The sequence below is a fragment of the Candidatus Sarmatiella mevalonica genome (genome assembly GCF_016751895.1).
GTDB classification, from domain to species: domain Bacteria; phylum Pseudomonadota; class Alphaproteobacteria; order Rickettsiales; family Rickettsiaceae; genus Sarmatiella; species Sarmatiella mevalonica.
The window spans coordinates 1-17783 of the sequence record NZ_JACVVM010000024.1; the positions used below are offsets into that span (position 1 = coordinate 1).

The following is a 17783-nucleotide window of genomic DNA, read 5'->3' on the forward strand; positions in this document are numbered from 1 at the left end:
ATTTCAGAAGATTGTCCAAGGATTATGAGATTTCCCCTTCATCCGCTAAGGCTTTTGTTCAATTAGCTTTCACAAAAATTATGCTGAATAGGTTAGTTAAATGTTTTGCGTGACTGGTTCTTATTATGCTCTCTGCTATTTTAGGAATTTGTACGTTCTGGGTCTTAAAAAGTGATAAAATTATCATCCCCAATAATTCGACTCTTGATTTATTCCATCGAAAATGTTTTGATAACATTTGGCGTAAAGTGGTATTGTAGAACATAAACATCCTTAATTATCGTTAAAAATGTATATGTTTAACTGCTTTGCTACCTTTACGCTACTACTTTTTTACCTAACTGTCTGGTACTAAGAGTCTGCATGATAAATCTTCTTTCTCTTTTACTTTGATCTTTTAATGCTAGGGGGATATGCCATATGCGCCTCTTGAGATCTTCCTACCCATCAGAATATCACTTCTCTCCTAAATTCATATTCTGTTTATAACGCTTTAGCTATATCTAGCATTGATACCACCTTTTCATCGCGCTTCTTTCGCTCAAGAAACCAAGATGCATGAAACAATCTATGTCTTTCACTTATAAATAATTGAAGATAATATGCCAAAGTTTCTGGCGTAAACCGCTTCTCTTCTAAACACCACCCCCCTCCGATGTGCGCAAAGTATCTAGCATTATGCATTTGATGATTGCTGGCAGATGATGGAAGTGGAACTAGAATAGCGGGGATGCAGCATGCATATAACTCTGATATAGTGGAAGCCCCACCGCGTGCCACTACTAAATCTGCTTGAGCGTAAACGCGATTCATATCATAAAAAAAATCACTAATCTCATGCCTTATGTTATTTTCTTTATAAAAAGCTTCTAGATCAGCGATTTGGTCTTTTTTTGCTTGCTGAATAATATGCAAATCGCAAGCATAGCCTATTTGCTTTTTCGTCAACAGCAAAGCGCGAGAAATGATTTGCGCAAATATGGCGGCGCCTTGGCTGCCACCTATAGCCACTATAGTGAACGGACTCTCATTGAGTTCTAGAGACGTAAAATTGCGTTTGCGCAGCTCTTCTTCGCTATCAACATCATTTAATGCATCGCTATATTTATATGATACAGACGAAATATCTGTTCTTATAAAATTGCCAGTATACACACTCTTCTTATCAAAGCGACTATCGCTAATGTTTTGGCTAAGAGCGAGTGCTATTTTTTTTGCAAAAGGCGCAAAAAGTTTGTTTGTTTTACCTAATATTTGATTTTGCTCGTGTAGTATAATTGGTATTCTTAAGAAAAACGCGGCAGCTAAAGCTGGTATTGTGACATACGACCCAAATCCTATAACAACCCATGGTTTTTTTTGAATAAACATACGTAATACTTTAATAGTATTATGCGTTATATTAAACAAAGATTTGATGATGTTGAAAATGTTATTTGTTTTTAACTTCACTGCTATCACTTGATAGGGGCAGTCTTGGATATAGGCAGCACCTCTCTCGTCTGAAAGAAGGATCACTTTATAATGGATAGACAGTTCATGAAAAAGTACCGTGGCAGGAAAAACGTGCCCCCCAGTGCCACCTGTGGATATAACAATATGACGTGTAGAGTTAGTGTCTATGAACTTTGGCATGAGCTTTGATTTTAAGTTGATGTTTTAGACATTTGCTCTATGCGCGCACTCGCTATACCGTAAACTTCAGTACCTTGCTGAGCGATTTGCAGAATTTTTTTGTAATTTTCTACCGCCTCCTCTCTCCGCCCAATCTGCAAGAAACAATGAGCCATTTCGCGGTAGGCTTCTGCATATCGATCATTTAGTTTCACTGCTAATGAGTATCGAGCAATGGCATCGGTATATTTTTGTTGATGCAGCATAGCATCTGCGCTATATTTCGCGCACTCCGGGTCTTTATGAGCAATTTGACTTAGAACAGCAAAGGCTTTTTCATAAGATGCAGTAGTGAGATAAAGCGTTCCTAAACTCTTTGTCGTGGCACTGCTATCTTCCAAACCAAGCTCCATGGCTTTTTCGTAACATTGAATGGCCTGGTTGATATCTTGTTTTACGCCAAGGCCATTTGCAAGAATATCACCCTTCGTTTTCCACGCCCAGGGGTTATTCGGACTTTTGGCGTAACTCTCAAGCGCCATTTGATAGTTGGCAAGATGATAGTAACTATCTCCTATTGTTTTATGCACAATATCAACGAGAGTATATTTTAGAAACAATGCCGTCTCCAGCTTCTCTATTGCATTCTGATATTGTCCTAAAAAGAAATATGCATCCCCACAGCTTTTTGCTGCATTAGCATTTTGTGATAGCTGCCCAAGATGCAAAACTGCCTGGTTGTAGTTTTTGAGCTTAAAATATGCATCCCCTATGCCCTTAATCGCCCCCTCCTCGTTAGGTGTAGATTTGAGTATTTGTTGGAATAGATCCAATGCTTGCTCTACACTCCTTTCGTCCGAATAAGATAGTAAGACATTGGCTTTGTTTAAATTTTCTTTTATATCTGTAGCGTGATCTAAGTTTTTGCGCGTTTCTAGAGTAGACTTCTTCAGAAGCTCTACTCCTGGCACAAACTGTGAAGGCGCTCTAACGCTCGAAGTCTCACATACTTCATGTACGCTCCGGTTCTGCACTTTATACGATCCTTGCATTTGCTCATCATGAGCGGGTTTTGTAAGAGGTCTAGTATATCCTTGATCTTGTTGTTCTGTTTCGCACTGCTTTAAATCACCTTGCGTTTTTGAGGTGGTGTGTGTTTGTGGCGTTTTAGGCGTGTATCTATAGTTAATAATTGTCGGTTTGGATGAAAAGTGTGTTTGCATTGTTATAACACTTATTCTGGATGATACGTAATACGTGACAAGCACTTTATATCTTCACTTACACTTTTGTCAAGTAGAATAATTATTAGTTGACTCACTATTTGTATCCTCATGGTAATAGACTTCTTTGAAAAACTCTACTCCTTCACGCCAAATATGGCGGCGACACCGTTGATTTGAAACCCTCGCTTAACTTCACGTACGCTCAAAGTTCTGTACTTCGTATACTCCCTGCGTTTGCTCATCATAAGCAAGTTTCAAAAAGAAGTATAATTCAAAACCTTCGCTTAACTTCACGTACGTTTCAGTGTTCCGGGCTTCGTATACTCCTTGCGATTAAAATTTGCTATATTACCACGATTTTTTATGCGAAAACAAACGACATATAAATCAGGTAACTTGAGCATATCACGTTTAAAAACAATGCTACAAGTTTTTGATAGTCAAAACTTGATAGTAAAAACTAAATTACGCTATGAATCAACCTTATATTCCAGATATCCGGTATATGCAGCGGCCAGAGCATCTATTTGGTTGTGGTCTAAAACCTCGCCATCGAGATGAAACAAAGTACTAGCCATAAGCCTCATCTGAGCCTTAGTAGCTTTACCATGACCGGTGAAATTTTGTTTAATTGTATTAGGTGAACTTTCTATCATGCGTACCTTAGCATTCCCTACAGCAGCCATCATAGCACCGCGCGCCATAGCTAGAATCAGAGAAGACATGGGGTTTGCATTTACAAATGTCTGCTCCATCACCACTAAACCAGGTGCAAAGTCTTTTAAAATATTTGAGATTCCATTATAGAGCACGGACAATCTGGTTGTATAGTCTTGAGCGGAAGAGGTAATAATAACTCCGCTTTTAGTATATAAACACAACTCCTCAAGTCTTGTTACAATGGCCCAGCCTGTGGAGCGCAATGATGGATCTATTCCAAGAATAAACATAGATAAGTAATACCAGTTAACTTATTGTTTTTTCACTTGATGAAACTGTAGCTCGATTGGTACCTGTTTACCAAAAATTAATACAGATAAACGCAACTTAGAGTTTGTTTCATCGATTTCTTCTATAATACCAGAAAATTTATCAAATGGCCCTGAAGTAATAGCAACAGTTTCACCTACTCGATACTCACACCCACGCTGATCTTCAGAAGCGGCGGTTAAATTTTTAAGCATGGTTTCCACTTCCTCTTCGCTAAGCGGAGTAGGACGGTTTTTATTAGAACCTAAGAAACCAGTGACTTTTGGAATGGAGTTCACTAAATGCCAGGTTTCGTCGTTCATTTCCATCTTAATGAGTATATAGCTTGGCATTAAAGTTTTTGAAACTTCAACCATTTTATTATTCTTCAATACAGAAACAGATACCGCGGGTACTACTATCTGTTCAAAAAAATCTTGCTTCTGTTTCTTAGTAATTTGTTCTTCGAGTTGGCGTTTAACAGAATTCTCAGAACCCCCAACAATGTGCAGGATATACCATTTTTTCATGCTGTTGTATGTATGTTAAGTTAGCGCAAATAAATTAATTAGAGTACTTTTATTAAAAAGCAGATGAGGTTTTGATTAGATTACCACAAACAAAGCGCATCAAAGGAAAAGCAACTCAAAACATATTAGCAAACATAACCTCAATCTACAAGCTAAAAGCTAGCAGGAACTTAACTAACGCGTGAATTAAATAATCACAGAGCAAACAGACTAAGCTAAAAGCAAACACAATGATGCAAACTAACAGAACCGAACTCTTCATTTCAGCTAAATTTGGCCAAACGATCTTAACCGCCTCTGCTCTTACTTCGCCTAAAAACTGATGTACTTTTTTAAACATATTGTGGTATTTCTAAATATATTTTATAAAAACTCGCACCGTCTCACAGCAGTATGATAGGAGGAGAGAATGGGGTATGTCAAGCCCATAAATAAAAAGCGTATACATACACCCAAAAACTCATTTAATTTATAGAGGTCGTGATTTTTTTCACTACATCATGCACCTCTAACGCAGCCAGCTGAGCTTGCTTATTAGAATCTACTATATAAAAACGCTCAGAATGACGATATAACTCCAAAATAGGTTCAGTGCTCTGGTGATATTGTTTGATTCTGTTCTCCATCGTCTCTTGAGTATCGTCGCTTCTATAAACCCAGCGAGAACTTGAGCATGCGCACACATTGTTGACTGGTGGGTTGCTAAACTTATTGTATACAGCATCACAGTCAGCACAGCTGAATCTACCTAACACTCTTTGAATTGCCGTTTGCGGCAAAATATCGAAATGTATACAATACAACGAATCAGAATAGAGTGTGGATAAAAATTGTGCCTGTATCAAGCTTCTTGGATATCCATCGATCACACAGCATGGCAAATATTTGTCATCATTTAATTCATCTGCAACTACCCGATTCACTACCGCATCTGGCAGAAGCGTTCCGCTGTTCATAAGTTGCGCCACTTCGCCATTTTCTTGCGTTTTGGCGAGTCTACGTAGTACATTACCTACAGATAGTATGTGGCAACGCAAATCCTGCGCGATAATTGGTGCATAAGTGCCTTTGCCAGAACCAGGCATGCCAGTTAATATTATTGCAATTTTTTTTACCAAGGAATTCGTCATTTTAATCTATTTGTTTTTACCTACTGTCAATAAGTACTCTATTCTTACTCAGGTGAGTGTATCATGGATTTGAAAAAAAATAAGTCTTAATTATTTAATTTTTTTACTATCAAAAAAGTATGTACAATTGTTTTTGAAAATGATATACTCAAGTTACTTGAATTTGTGTATTGTTTGTTTTTACATAAAAATCATAGTAGAAATGCATAAGATATAAAAATATAAAATAAAAATATAAAGATAATCCATTCTAATTTAATTCAAATAGGTATATATGGCAGGAAGTGCTCTTACTCAGGTATACAATGCTTTAGCCCAAAACGAGCTTCTTATAAGCGCTATGACCAACGATATTGCGAACGTCCATACAATAGGATACAAACCGTCGCAAATTACTATAGTTGATTCATTCTATCAGAACTATAAGAATGCAGGAGTGAGACAGTACTCCGACTACGCTCCAACCCCTAGCGGCGTGCAGGTAGGGACCGGCGCTAAAATTTTGTCTATCGCATATGATTTTTCTATTGGGACTCCGAAAGCAGTTACGGACCCTCTGAGTTTTGCTATTCAAGGCCCTGGTTTTGTTGCTTTAAACGACACTCTTTCGCCAAATGGCAGAGCTTATACTAGAGATTGTCGTTTTCAGATAGATAAGGATACTCGTAGGTTGGTAAGTATGGATGGGCGGTTTTTGAGCTCTGATATAACGGTGCCAGTAGAAGTGATTGGTAATTTGCAAAATATAGAAATTACGCCGGCTGGGATAGTGCAAGCTAATATACCTGGGGTAGCAGAGCCATTGTTTTTAGGGCAGATAGTGTTATACAACTTTGCTAATTTATCTGGTCTAATAAGGGCTGGTAACAACTCCTTATATGAATCGCCAGCATCAGGAGATGCTTTTGAATTAAATCCGGAGTCTTATAATATATCTCAATTTATGGTGGAGGGGTCGGTTGCAACTCCACTAACAATATTGCCAGAGTTAGTGCGCTGCAACTCTCATCAGCAAATAATACAGCAATTGGTTGTTTTGAATACAGAACAAGAGAAAAATTTAGTAAAATTACTACAGACTTAGCAAGAACTCGCATAATAGCAATGTTTAACTTTCGCAAGGCCTCGTTGTTTGTGTTTAGGGGTCTTGGTAGGCTTCTATGGAAACTCACTAGGCTTCTTTCCAAACTCACTCAATCAGGAGCAAATACAAGAGTACGCGAAGAAGTCTATGGAGCGCGTGAGGATTTGAGTATCGACAGCGAAAGTGCCTTACCGTTAAGAGTAGAATTTCGAAAGAAGTCTAGCAAGTCTACTTTTTCACACTTGTTACTACTAATAAGTCTTTTTTATGTATTTGATTGCAAAGCATTTAATGATGACCAACTAGAAGGATTTATTAAGAATTTAATACTGCAAAGAGTTGCCGCTTCTCCATCTCAAGATTGCTTAGATATTGAACTGATCTTAGATTCATCGTTAGCAGATAATAAAAATAATAAAAACATTAAGTCACAGGAAGTGAACGATGTATATTTAGATTCGCTAAATACCCGTAATTCCTCTTTTGTAGCAAAGATAACTTATCTCTCTAACTCGTTTGGTGCAGATTATATTTCTGGCAAATATCGAGTATGGGCTAATATACCTATAGCAGCAAGAAGTCTTGCTCCATTAGAGATTATTCATGAGTCAGATATAGCGTATCACAGAGTGCTGTTTGATAGAGTGAGTCACGTGCCAATATCTAGCGCCAAGAGTTTGATAGGTTTACAGGCGCGAAAGATGATAGGGCGTGGATCTGTAATTAAACAGACAGATCTTGTGAAGCCTATTGTGATAAAAATACAAGATACGGTAAACTTGATCTATTCTTCAGAGAATATTACCATCAGGGTTTGTGGAGTTGCTCTTTCTAGTGGCGCCGTTGGCGATGTGATTAAGGTGAAGAATCAGAGCTCGGGTGCTATAATTAGTGGTAAGGTTATTGAGTCCGGCTCGGTGCAAGTGTTAGAATGATATAATATACTGCTTGCAAAGTTCGCGCTAGGCTAAGCCCAAATGCAAGGAGCAAATGAAAGCGCGGAATACTGAAGCGTATACGAAACTAAGTGAGGTTTTGAGCATAAGAGCCAGCGTAGTTGCTATCAAGAGTAGCGTTATAAGCGGTCTCATATTATAAATTTGATCCTTCAGGTTACTCAGATTTATTGATACTTGAATTAGGTTTGTCTATTATTACTCTTTAACAATTACATAATCACTAAGAATTTATAAATAGCTAATGAAAAAAGAGTAAATGAACAAGAGTATTGTAATAGCGGTCTGCCTTCTACCATTGTTTAGTGGGTGCGTGCAGATTTCAGATAGATTGTCAAATTTTCGCAAACCTCCTCCAATGGACTCAGTGCAAGTTATGAATATTAAGGAAGAAGAAGATCGCAGAGTTCAAGAAGAAGCAAACAAAAACGAGGAGAGAGCGAAGTATGTGCGCAAAACTAATTCCTTATGGCAGCCTGGCTCCACTAGCTTTTTTAGAGATAATAGGGCTTGGAGAGTAGGAGATATTTTAAAAGTAGTTGTAAAAATTCAAGATAGCGCATCTTTAAACAACTCTACGCAAAGAAAAAGAAATAAAACAGATAGAATAGGAGATATAGATTTTCTAGGACAGAAAGGAGTGGTGGCTGCAGTGACTGGCAAGAACCTTGGGCAATTGGACCCGGTGGATATATTAGGATTTAACGCAAAAGCTGATCAGTCTGGCCTAGGTAAGATTGCAAGACAAGAAGATGTTCAGCTTACAATTGCTGCGTTGGTCGTGAAAGTATTGCATAATGGCAATTTAGTGATTCAAGGTAAGCAAGAAGTGCGAGTTAATCATGAGTTAAGGGAAGTGACGGTGGCCGGAATAATCCGCCCCCGAGATATCACGACAGACAATTCTATTAGCTCTGATCAGATAGCAGAAGCGAGAATTGCCTATGGTGGCAAAGGCGTTATTACTGACCTGCAAACGCCTAAATATGGCGAGCAGATACTCGAAGCCGTTTCGCCATTTTAGGTGTATGCCGTGGGTTGTTTGAAAGCTGAACATATCAAAGAGTTGTGGATAAAATAACAAATAATTCTAATATTTTTAATTTCTTTATATATCATGACAATATACAATAGTCGTACTAACAAACATCGAGAAAAAGAAATTCAAAGCTTTTGCATAATACGCGAGCTTCGATCTTTTTTATATGTTTTGATTTTAGCGATGCTTGTGCGCAGCTTTTTGCTTGAAATTGTGTGCGTACCTACTGGCTCGATGAAGTTTACGATATTAGAGCAAGACTATCTCTTGGTTACCAAATATTCTTATGGCGCTAGTCGCTATTCGCTGCCGTTCAATATCAAGCTATGGAATGGCAAAGTGCATTTACCATTCATCTCATCAGACACCCCGCAAAGAGGTGAGGTGGTGGTGTTTCAGCCTCATCATAAGGCATCTGATAAATACATCAAGCGCCTAATAGGTTTGCCGGGAGATAAGGTGCAAATTATTGATGATGTTATATACATTAATGATGTTGCTATAGAGCGACAGACAGATGGCGTGATAAATGATGACTCTGGTAAAGTTTACAATAAATACCGCGAAACTCTACCAAACGGCTTTTCGCACTTTGCTTATTATGCGCAAGATGTTAGCGCATCTGTGAGTAACTGGGGGCCAGAATATGTGCCGCAAGATAGTTATTTTTTTATGGGGGATAATAGGTATGAGTCTAATGACTCTAGGTTAGACGTGGGGTTCGTGCCGTCGGATCATCTTGTGGCCAAAGCCAGATTTATTATTTTTTCCAGTACTGGTAGGCTTTTTGCTGAGCAGGCGCAATGGCAAGATTATTTTTACAATACCATCAGGTGGTTTAGAGAGCTCAGATGGAACAGAATTGGTGACGATGTATAGTGAAATAAGCTATAAAGAAGATAGTTGCGCTGCTATACAGTCTCGCTTAGGGTATCGCTTTAAAAAGCCGGAATTATTAATAGAGGCCCTCTCTCATCCTTCCCTCAAGCATATTAGAAAAGTTAAGGTAAAGGATTATCAAAGGCTCGAGTTTTTAGGTGATGCTGTGTTGTCATTTTTTATTACTGAGTTTTTATTTCGCAAAAACCCCCGACAAAACGAAGGTTCTTTAGCTAAAATGCGCTCTTTTTTAGTGTGCAAGGATGCTATTGCCCAAGTTGCTAACAGCATAGAATTATCTAAATATATACTCATGACTGCCGGAGAAGAAAGTTCTGGTGGTAGAGATAGCAAAAACAACATCGAAAACTCCATGGAGGCCGTAATAGGTGCTTTGTATTTAGATGCCGGCATAGAACGCGCTAGAAAGATTGTATTAACTCTTTGGCATGAGTTATTGCTGCAAGTTGATGTGGTAAAAACATATGATCCTAAAACTGAGCTACAGGAGCTTTGCCAAGCGCAGAAAACCATTGTATGGCCAGAGTATGAGCTGGTTAAAAAGGATGGGCCAGACCATGCCCCAATCTTTCACGTTAGGCTGCGCGCTATGAATTATGAGGTGATGGCCAGCGGCTCTTCCATGAAAACTGCTCAGAAAGATGCCGCGCTGCGCTTATTGAATCTCATAAAGTCCTCTGCTTTAACTTCATGATATCACTAGAATAAATTTTTATGCTTAAGACTTCTCTGCATCGCAGTTCCAAAATGCTGTACGTTTTTCTTATATTAGGATGCATCTTGCATTTAAGTTCAACAAACGTTCAAGCATCTATAAAATTACCAAGCTTTGATTGTTCTAATATTTCTTATGTTTTGCCGGCTTCGGCAGTTAGCCAAGAAAGTATGCGTAAGATTTGCAAGCTTTTCCCATGCACTCTACCGCTATTTAAAACATCAGCTCTACCTTATCATTCTGGCACTGATGCAGAGCGCTTTTTAGACTTAAAAAAAGCCATATATGATAAGAAAAAAAAGTATATATGGGCCGTGAGGGGCGGTTATGGTTCTGCGCGATTGCTAGATTTTTTAACGAAGATACAACCTCCAGAGCAAAGTAAAGTGATTATTGGATATAGCGATATTACTTTTCTGCATTTGTTTTTTGATCGTTGGGGCTGGAAGGGTATTCACGGCGCAATGCCAAGTGATTTGGCAAAGACGGAAGTAAATGAAAAAAATTTTACTGATTTAATAAAGATTATCTCTCGTAAGCCCAGTCAGGCATTGGAGCTACGCTATAACAAAATTAAAGCCTTAAATAAATTCGCGGCGAAGTGCGAGAAAATTGACGCTCAAATCATAGGGGGAAATCTTACAATTCTAGAGAATAGTTTGGGTACGAGTTGGCAAGTGAGAGCTAAAGGTAGAATTCTCTTTATAGAAGAATGCGGAGAGGATGGGTATTGCATCGATAGAAGATTAACGCATCTAAAGCAGGCCGGAGCGCTAGATGGGGCGCGGGCGATACTTGTTGGTAGCTTAAGTAATTGTGGGCAGCAAGCTCAATTTGCCATCGAAAGATTTGCTAAGGACGTGCAAATTCCCGTTTTTCAAGTAGATTGCTTTGGTCATGGGAGAGATAATTTTCCTCTGATTTTTGGTGCGCCTAGTAGCATTACTCGCAAAAATTACCAACAAAATGTTGGACAAAAGGACTTCAGGTCTGGGCGCGAGGATTTTGAGATAGTTATACCAGTTAGTACAGATATATTATAAACCCGACACATCAATTCATAATATTTATAACAATATAGTAGTAAATATATAATAATAAATTAACAAAATAACAATGAGTTTTATTCATCTCGGGCGAGTTAGCCAATATCCCAAGTGTTATGATGCGTCTATACTACAACCAATAGCTCGCACCGTACGAGAGGTAGCCATGTATGGTTTTGATATATGGAATTGTTATGAGTTGTCGTGGTTGGGTTATGATGGCAAACCCATGGTGGCGATTCTAGAGATATGGTTTCCTATTGACTCGAAGTATATATTAGAATCAAAATCTCTTAAGTTATATTTGAATTCGCTCAATAATCTTACTATTGGTAAAGACGAGTTGCTAACCCTCATTACTAAAGATTTGAGTGGCGCAAGTGAGTGCGATGGTTTAGTTGTGCGCATTCAACCTATGCAACAATATAATAATCAAAACTTGATGGTTTCTTGTTATAAATTTGATGGTTATGCAAAGGCGCAGGTATTGTGTTTGGATGAGCAGGATGTTTCGATTAATTATCAAACTTTAGAGTTTGATGAAGGTGGTGATGTACGTCAAGTGTTGTATTCTAATTTATTAAAATCTAATTGCCCAGTAACGAGCCAACCTGACTGGGGGTTTTTGCAGCTGTGCTATGCTGGGCCGCGTATTAATCATCAGAGCTTGTTATGTTATCTTATTTCTCTGAGAGATCATCAGATGTTTCATGAAAGTTTAGTGGAGGAGTTATTTTGCAAGCTCTGTGCGAGCGCGAATTTTGCGGAGCTATTATTATACGCAAGGTATACTAGAAGAGGCGGGATAGATATTAATCCGATAAGATCTAATTCGCCTATTGATATTCATGCTATTAGCAATCAACGTCATTGGCGGCAGTGATTTATTTTTTTTACAATGCCATTTCCCACTAAGCTGAGAGTTACAGACATAGAGTTGCTTATACAAAATTCATATGTTTTTTATCTCAAAAATATTCTTAAGTTAAGTCCCTTGACTAATGTAGAAACAGATGGTTACACGCGTCTTTTCTCTTTTGTTCTTAAGGAAATTATCTCTTTACACAATATATCTGGCGAATCTTTTTCTCAAATTCTCCTGTGCCACCACACCACGTGGGCAGTGCCGCAACATATCATATCTATATGGTTAAAACTCTTACAGATGACTGAAGAATCATATTTATCATTCATCCGTGACCGTAGCCCTGAGACATTATATTGTTTTAAATATTTTGATTTTTGGCATAATCTTAAAGATGAAGGGGGTATGAGAAGGTTGAATATTAAATGCAAAATAGATAGGTTAGAATTGTATCACGCAACAAAGCAAATTCACGTCATGCGCTATCAAACCAACTCCCTACCGACTCAGAAACAGAATAAAAATGGAGAGTCGTTTTTGCTAATAGCTTGTGCCTTAGTGTTATTGCAAAATCCACAGATTTTGTGGCATTGGCAAGAGGATTATAGTTGGCATATACATTATATTAGAATTAATAAGGGGAGGTTGGAGGGTAATTGTGAAGTATTTACAAAACTTGATGTGTGCGAGATGAGAAAAAAGTTAATACAGATGATTAATGATTTTGCCACGCATCAAGGTAATATTGTAGGATGTTTTAAAGTTGGAGATGTGTTTTATGATAGGCAATATAGACATATTGCGCGCAAGAAGTAAGTTGTAGTAATTTTAGTTGAATAGCTTCTCATTCCTTTTATCTTCCATCCTCTATTTTTGTAAATACTCATATCAATACCGCTTTCATCGATATATATAGTAATTTAGGTTGAATTAGGGATAATATGTGGTATGCTCAAATGAAAAAATGAGTACAAAGGCATTTAATATGGACATAAGAATTAGGGTGATCAGACATGTTGAATCAGGAAAGAGTTAAGCTTCAGCCGCGTTATTATTTTCAGTAAGTAAGAAAACTTTGGAACGATTGGTCGCGAAGTTGGTTGCGATAGCAAAAAATCGCGTTCTAAGCTCTGAAGAGACTGAACAGTTAATAGATGTAATGGAGCAAATAATTGAAAGGCCTAGATAGTATCGACTTGATTCTATCCATAGATAAATTCTGGCTATAAAACAAAGCCAAGATATGCAATATCAAGCTTGTCGTATCTTGTTGCGACACGCCTAAAATGCTTGAGCTTATTGAACATACGTTCAATTAAATTCCGTTCCTTATACAATTCTTCGTCATACTCCCTTGGTACTTTTCTTCTTGCTCTGGAAGGTATTACAACTTCAGCTTTCGCATCATTAGCTGCCTTAACCATATAATCCGCATCATATCCCTTATCTGCTATCAAGGCCTCCATTTTTCTATATTTTTCTATCTTTTACCAAATCTAACGCTTTTATATAATCAGACCTTTGTCCTGCAGTAACAAAGAATCTCACAGGATTTCCCAATGCATCACAAGCAGCATGTAATTTGCTACTAAACCCTCCTTTAGATCTTCCTAGCCCTTGTTCTTGCATACCAGTTTCGGTATTTTTTTAAAGCACCTGCTGAGTGCTGGTGCGCTCTGATAATAGTAGAATCTATCATTAACCACTCATTATCACTATCCACAGTCTTCTTATTCATTAATAATTTTGCAACTTATATGATGTAAATATTTTATTTTTTGAACTATGGGATTGTTTTATCGTAGGGCGTGTGCTAAATTCGAAGTTGCTATCATAGATTTTTTTATATACATGTTTTTGTTGTCGCGTTGATATACAAATATATGTAGCAGAGAGGAGCTATGAAGTTTAAGAATGTATTTTGAATAGTAATTTAAAAAGGTAAGAATTTATGTCAGTAAGTACTAACGCTGCGATCAAAGCCCGCGCTGAGTTCGCAAAGAAGTTAAGTAGAAAGTATGACGAATTTAGAACGAGCAGGTGAAATATTGCAAGCGATCCTAATGCTATAGTGAGCGCTCAAGGTATGAAAGTAAATGGAGGTATACTTGAGCAATTTAATCAGAATATAGAATACATAAAACAAAGCATAGATGGCTCGCAAAACAGCCTGCTCAGAGCGAAAGATGCGCTTGATAGTGGTCGTGATTTAACAAGTAGAGCTGTACGCAATCAAAACAAGCGTGAAATACAAGAGTTACAAGATGGTATAAGAAGTAAGATGTTACAAGCTTTTCACGACTTATCCTATTTTTTCATATTTATATAGTTGCTTTATTCTCTAATGTGTGTTACATTTAGTACTGCTAGCAAGTAACTTCTTTTAGCGACGCGCTTTTTGTTGCATATTTCAAACAACAAACTTGCGCATCACTAACTAGAGTTTATATGCGAAGTTATGTAAACAAAAAACTATTTATATTTTATTTAATCAATTTTTAAAAGGTAGAAATTATGTCAGTAAACGTTAACGCCGCGATCAAAACACGCTCTGAGTTCATGAGGAAGGTGAACAGAAAGTATGACGAACTTAGAACGGGCAAGCGAAATATTGCAAGCGATCCTAATGCTATAGTGAGCGCTCAAGGTATGAAAGTAAATGGAGGTATACTTGAGCAATTTAATCAGAATATAGAATACATAAAACAAAGCATAGATGGCTCGCAAAACAGCCTGCTCAGAGCGAAAGATGCGCTTGATAGTGGTCGTGATTTAACAAGTAGAGCTGTACGCAATCAAAACAAGCGTGAAATACAAGAGTTACAAAATGGTATAAGAAGTAAGATGTTACAAGCTTTTCACGACTTATCCGGAGCAGAGATAGCAAGCCAAAAAATCTTTACTGGCCAGTGTGCACAGCCACTAACACAGGAACAATGCAAAAAAACAGGAGTGCCTCAAGGCTCTAAGCCATTGTCTCTCTTTTTAACTCCTTCGTTCGATCGCGCTTTGAATTTTTATGAAGTTAGATTATTGCCTGGTAATGGTTTGCAATCTGATGTTAGAATTAACGAGGCTTTTGACCCAATATTGCCAATTTCAGTAGTAGGTCGTATCGATGTTTCTGAAGCTGATACTAAGAGAGACTTATCGTTCATCGGGCATCTTCAATCTGTTGCTGCTGATGTTACGAGAGATCAAATAAAGGCTGGAGTAACGGAAGCGCTGCCAGTATTGCAAGTAATTTATGAAGCATACACAAATGTTGCTCAAGATGGAGCGAATGACTCTGCATTGAGACAATTTGCATTGATTGCAAGCGATACAGTACGCGGATTAATAACTCAGTATGAAAATGGAGAATTGAATCATGTTAATTCTCCGCAGCTTGCTGGTTCTTGCTCCGCTCACTTAATGACGCAAGCAATTCTTGCGAAACAAGATACCATTAATTTTTCTGCCGCAGATTTAATGAGCAAGATGAATGGGTTGCCATTAGGTGCCACAGCACAGGATGCGGCGGCATTTGTTAAAAATTTAAAGCTGCTAAAATCTTATAAAGGACAAGAGGAGTTGTTGAGTCAGTTTGTTGGCGTGGAAGCGCAAGTGCTTGGTTCATTAGCGCCTGGACAAGACACAGCTGCAGATTACTTTGCCGCGTTGACTAGATATGTTTTCGACATATCTCATCAACCCGCTGCTCAGTGCATGGCCCAAATGGTGAAGTTGCTACCGCTGAACGCCGCTATCAGCGCTCCAGACGGAGCTAACGCAGCAGATGCGCCGGCAGTTAAGGCAAATGCTCTTGCTTACTATGATCAGTTAATCGCAGATGCTACTGATGAAAAAACTCGCTTGATGTTTGAAGCTGCTCGTGCTGCAGTAGATGATATAGCGGAAGCGGATCTAGATGCTGATATTGTCATTGCTGCATCTCAGTTACTTACGGTTGGTTTTGCTGCTGCTATAGATGCGTCTGATTTAGATCATAACGTTAAGCATGTATTGTCTGTTGTTGCTCAAGTGGTAGTGGATAATGCAGGAAATGCAGAAAATGCTCACGATGCGGTGGCAGATTTAGCTTTAGGAGAGAATGCTAACGCTCATCGTACTTCTATGTTGGCTAAAGCAAAGGCTGTGGTTTTGGCCGCTGATGCCAATGCATCAGACTATTTAAGAGATATTTTGCGCGCGAGAGGAGTTGGTGTTGGTGCTCCAGGCGCATATCGTGGCGAAGTCTTTGATGGTTTGCAAAATATTGCAACCGCACCAGGAAACTGGGGGGCTGATCGAGATGAAGCAAAGGCGGCTGTGCGCGCAGAGTACCAGGCCATTGTTAATGATCCATTAACGCACGGCACGGCTAAGCGTATTGCACAGGATGCTATTAATGCAATAGATGCAATGGTTTTTTCTGCAGACATTAATAGCCCAGAGTTGGGTGGAAACTATTCTATTAGAACAGCTTTGCTTGGCACATTGGAAAATTCTGGTCTTAGCAAGGATGCAGTGAAAGTGTTCCGCACGGCATTTGCATCTGTAAATTTTGCAGAAGATTGCAACACAAATAAAGGTTTAATAGGTGATGCTATTGACGAAATAGCAAATCCAACCGCTGAACAGCAAGCGATAATAGCTGCGATAAAAACAGTTGCTAGTACAGGAGGGGATGCCGAGGATTTGCACGGTCAACTCCTCGCAATACTTACTGATGCTGCGGTGATTGCTGCGTGTAACGTGCAGGTAACAAACGTTACTAATTCTTCTGGTATAGGTTCGAATCTATCTCAAAGAGGTATTGCTGGTTCTACGTTGGCTATGATGCATATTACTAAAGCTATAGGAGCTAATGCCGACAATTGGTTTGAATTGCGCAATTTAAAAAGAGCATCAATAGAAGATCCGGCGTTCTATGGCGATGAAGCAATGGTGCGTGAGTATAATTTTGTGTTAGATCAAACTCGACAAGGGGTATATGAAGCTGGTATCACTGATATTCCTAGCGCAAATCCAACTGCAGCTGAGTTAGAGCGCTGGAGGGGTGCGATTGCTGCTGGGCTAGAGCAAATGAGCTTTGCGATGGCTATTGTTTCTGCTGGATCGATTGATGCAGATCCTGCGGGCTTTGCTAAAGCAATATTGCATGCGAGTGATGCGCTAGCTGTTAAAATAATAGAGTGGGGCGATCGCTCTGCTGCATTAGATTCGATTCAAGTGCAGATTTCAGATGAAAGTAGATCTATTATGGAATTATCCAGTAGCGTTCTAGACATAGATGCTGTTGAAGTTACCGATGATATCAATCATTACAACGCATTGATATCGCAGACAGATGCAGTAATTGCTATGCGAAAAAAGAATGAGCAGGCAATTCAAGACTTAATACAACAACTAACGCGTTAATTATGATGCGTAAAATATAAGATTCTCTGAACGGGAATCTTGTAGACAATAGTAAATTCTTTATACCATCCAAAGCAACTTTGGGTGGTATATTGGATTTTTCTCAAGCTCCGTGCATTCGTGGTGAAGGCTGTTGCTGTTAATCTCGACAGAATGGATAGTGCTTAGCCGAAAGTCTTATACCCATATAGTAAACCTACCTTACATTAGATAAGGAGATATGGTATTGTTAAAGGAAAAATGTCAACAAAACCATATAGCGAAGATTGAAGAACAAAACACAAAAAGAAGCATCCAAAGTTTTTG

17 protein-coding genes are annotated in these 17783 nt (G+C 38.5%); 10 read left to right on the forward strand and 7 right to left on the reverse strand.

Annotated features, from left to right (window positions below; genetic code table 11):
• Window positions 1–483 precede the first annotated feature (483 nt).
• The 6 genes from murG to Sarmat_RS03030 form a co-directional block, all read right to left on the reverse strand.
• On the reverse strand, window positions 484–1635 hold the full coding sequence (murG, locus tag Sarmat_RS03005; protein WP_202149359.1) for an undecaprenyldiphospho-muramoylpentapeptide beta-N-acetylglucosaminyltransferase: 1152 nt from the start codon (window positions 1633–1635) through the stop codon (window positions 484–486).
• Window positions 1636–1646: 11 nt separating this feature from the next.
• A complete protein-coding gene (locus Sarmat_RS03010; protein ID WP_202149360.1) occupies window positions 1647–2837 on the reverse strand; it encodes a tetratricopeptide repeat protein in 1191 nt (396 codons plus the stop codon).
• Window positions 2838–3310: 473 nt separating this feature from the next.
• Complete coding sequence (locus Sarmat_RS03015) at window positions 3311–3790, reverse strand: crossover junction endodeoxyribonuclease RuvC (RefSeq protein ID WP_202149361.1); 480 nt, start codon at window positions 3788–3790, stop codon at window positions 3311–3313.
• Window positions 3791–3811: 21 nt separating this feature from the next.
• Complete coding sequence (gene nusG / locus Sarmat_RS03020; RefSeq protein ID WP_202149362.1) at window positions 3812–4339, reverse strand: transcription termination/antitermination protein NusG; 528 nt, start codon at window positions 4337–4339, stop codon at window positions 3812–3814.
• Between the two features lie 145 nt (window positions 4340–4484).
• The gene (gene secE / locus Sarmat_RS07335) at window positions 4485–4679 is read right to left on the reverse strand and encodes a preprotein translocase subunit SecE (RefSeq protein ID WP_202149363.1); all 195 of its coding nucleotides are present in this window, start codon (window positions 4677–4679) and stop codon (window positions 4485–4487) included.
• 124 nt (window positions 4680–4803) lie between these two features.
• Window positions 4804–5469, reverse strand: a complete 666-nt coding sequence (locus tag Sarmat_RS03030; protein WP_202149364.1) for a nucleoside monophosphate kinase — start codon at window positions 5467–5469, stop codon at window positions 4804–4806.
• A gap of 274 nt (window positions 5470–5743) precedes the next feature.
• Between Sarmat_RS03030 and Sarmat_RS03035 the strand changes: the two genes are divergently transcribed.
• The 8 genes from Sarmat_RS03035 to Sarmat_RS03070 all read left to right on the forward strand — a co-directional run bounded on the left by Sarmat_RS03035 (window position 5744) and on the right by Sarmat_RS03070 (window position 12890).
• A complete protein-coding gene (locus Sarmat_RS03035; protein ID WP_202149365.1) occupies window positions 5744–6553 on the forward strand; it encodes a flagellar hook-basal body protein in 810 nt (269 codons plus the stop codon).
• Between the two features lie 20 nt (window positions 6554–6573).
• Window positions 6574–7488, forward strand: a complete 915-nt coding sequence (flgA, locus tag Sarmat_RS03040) for a flagellar basal body P-ring formation chaperone FlgA (RefSeq protein ID WP_202149366.1) — start codon at window positions 6574–6576, stop codon at window positions 7486–7488.
• A gap of 280 nt (window positions 7489–7768) precedes the next feature.
• Window positions 7769–8533, forward strand: a complete 765-nt coding sequence (gene flgH / locus Sarmat_RS03045) for a flagellar basal body L-ring protein FlgH (protein WP_202149367.1) — start codon at window positions 7769–7771, stop codon at window positions 8531–8533.
• Between the two features lie 93 nt (window positions 8534–8626).
• Window positions 8627–9427 (forward strand): signal peptidase I, encoded by an 801-nt coding sequence (gene lepB, locus Sarmat_RS03050; protein ID WP_202149368.1) that lies wholly within the window; start codon window positions 8627–8629, stop codon window positions 9425–9427.
• Window positions 9420–10142: a ribonuclease III gene (gene rnc, locus Sarmat_RS03055; RefSeq protein WP_202149375.1), complete on the forward strand. Its 723-nt coding sequence runs from the start codon at window positions 9420–9422 to the stop codon at window positions 10140–10142. Before lepB ends, rnc begins: the two co-directional genes overlap by 8 nt.
• Window positions 10143–10162: 20 nt before the next feature.
• On the forward strand, window positions 10163–11206 hold the full coding sequence (locus Sarmat_RS03060) for an LD-carboxypeptidase (RefSeq protein ID WP_202149369.1): 1044 nt from the start codon (window positions 10163–10165) through the stop codon (window positions 11204–11206).
• Between the two features lie 73 nt (window positions 11207–11279).
• Window positions 11280–12092 carry a hypothetical protein gene (locus tag Sarmat_RS03065; protein WP_202149370.1) on the forward strand — a complete coding sequence of 271 codons (813 nt, stop codon included), beginning with the start codon at window positions 11280–11282 and terminating at the stop codon, window positions 12090–12092.
• Between the two features lie 111 nt (window positions 12093–12203).
• Window positions 12204–12890: a hypothetical protein gene (locus Sarmat_RS03070; protein WP_202149371.1), complete on the forward strand. Its 687-nt coding sequence runs from the start codon at window positions 12204–12206 to the stop codon at window positions 12888–12890.
• Between the two features lie 407 nt (window positions 12891–13297).
• On the opposite strand, the gene Sarmat_RS03075 is transcribed toward Sarmat_RS03070, so the two are convergent.
• Window positions 13298–13540, reverse strand: a complete 243-nt coding sequence (locus Sarmat_RS03075) for a transposase (RefSeq protein ID WP_202149372.1) — start codon at window positions 13538–13540, stop codon at window positions 13298–13300.
• Between the two features lie 620 nt (window positions 13541–14160).
• On the opposite strand from Sarmat_RS03075, the gene Sarmat_RS03080 reads away from it, so the two are divergent.
• Both Sarmat_RS03080 and Sarmat_RS03085 read left to right on the forward strand, forming a co-directional pair.
• Complete coding sequence (locus Sarmat_RS03080) at window positions 14161–14403, forward strand: hypothetical protein (RefSeq protein ID WP_202149373.1); 243 nt, start codon at window positions 14161–14163, stop codon at window positions 14401–14403.
• A 185-nt stretch (window positions 14404–14588) separates the two neighbouring features.
• Window positions 14589–17477, forward strand: coding sequence for a hypothetical protein (locus Sarmat_RS03085; RefSeq protein WP_202149374.1), 2889 nt, complete (start codon window positions 14589–14591; stop codon window positions 17475–17477).
• Window positions 17478–17783: the final 306 nt, after the last annotated feature.

Coding starts and splice junctions, on each gene's coding strand:
- murG (WP_202149359.1), bottom strand. CDS start 1,635: ATGCCAAAGTTCATAGACACTAACTCTACACGTCATATTGTTATATCC.
- Sarmat_RS03010 (WP_202149360.1), bottom strand. CDS start 2,837: ATGCAAACACACTTTTCATCCAAACCGACAATTATTAACTATAGATAC.
- Sarmat_RS03015 (WP_202149361.1), bottom strand. CDS start 3,790: ATGTTTATTCTTGGAATAGATCCATCATTGCGCTCCACAGGCTGGGCC.
- nusG (WP_202149362.1), bottom strand. CDS start 4,339: ATGAAAAAATGGTATATCCTGCACATTGTTGGGGGTTCTGAGAATTCT.
- secE (WP_202149363.1), bottom strand. CDS start 4,679: ATGTTTAAAAAAGTACATCAGTTTTTAGGCGAAGTAAGAGCAGAGGCG.
- Sarmat_RS03030 (WP_202149364.1), bottom strand. CDS start 5,469: ATGACGAATTCCTTGGTAAAAAAAATTGCAATAATATTAACTGGCATG.
- Sarmat_RS03035 (WP_202149365.1), top strand. CDS start 5,744: ATGGCAGGAAGTGCTCTTACTCAGGTATACAATGCTTTAGCCCAAAAC.
- flgA (WP_202149366.1), top strand. CDS start 6,574: ATGTTTAACTTTCGCAAGGCCTCGTTGTTTGTGTTTAGGGGTCTTGGT.
- flgH (WP_202149367.1), top strand. CDS start 7,769: ATGAACAAGAGTATTGTAATAGCGGTCTGCCTTCTACCATTGTTTAGT.
- lepB (WP_202149368.1), top strand. CDS start 8,627: ATGACAATATACAATAGTCGTACTAACAAACATCGAGAAAAAGAAATT.
- rnc (WP_202149375.1), top strand. CDS start 9,420: ATGTATAGTGAAATAAGCTATAAAGAAGATAGTTGCGCTGCTATACAG.
- Sarmat_RS03060 (WP_202149369.1), top strand. CDS start 10,163: ATGCTTAAGACTTCTCTGCATCGCAGTTCCAAAATGCTGTACGTTTTT.
- Sarmat_RS03065 (WP_202149370.1), top strand. CDS start 11,280: ATGAGTTTTATTCATCTCGGGCGAGTTAGCCAATATCCCAAGTGTTAT.
- Sarmat_RS03075 (WP_202149372.1), bottom strand. CDS start 13,540: ATGGAGGCCTTGATAGCAGATAAGGGATATGATGCGGATTATATGGTT.
- Sarmat_RS03080 (WP_202149373.1), top strand. CDS start 14,161: ATGAAAGTAAATGGAGGTATACTTGAGCAATTTAATCAGAATATAGAA.
- Sarmat_RS03085 (WP_202149374.1), top strand. CDS start 14,589: ATGTCAGTAAACGTTAACGCCGCGATCAAAACACGCTCTGAGTTCATG.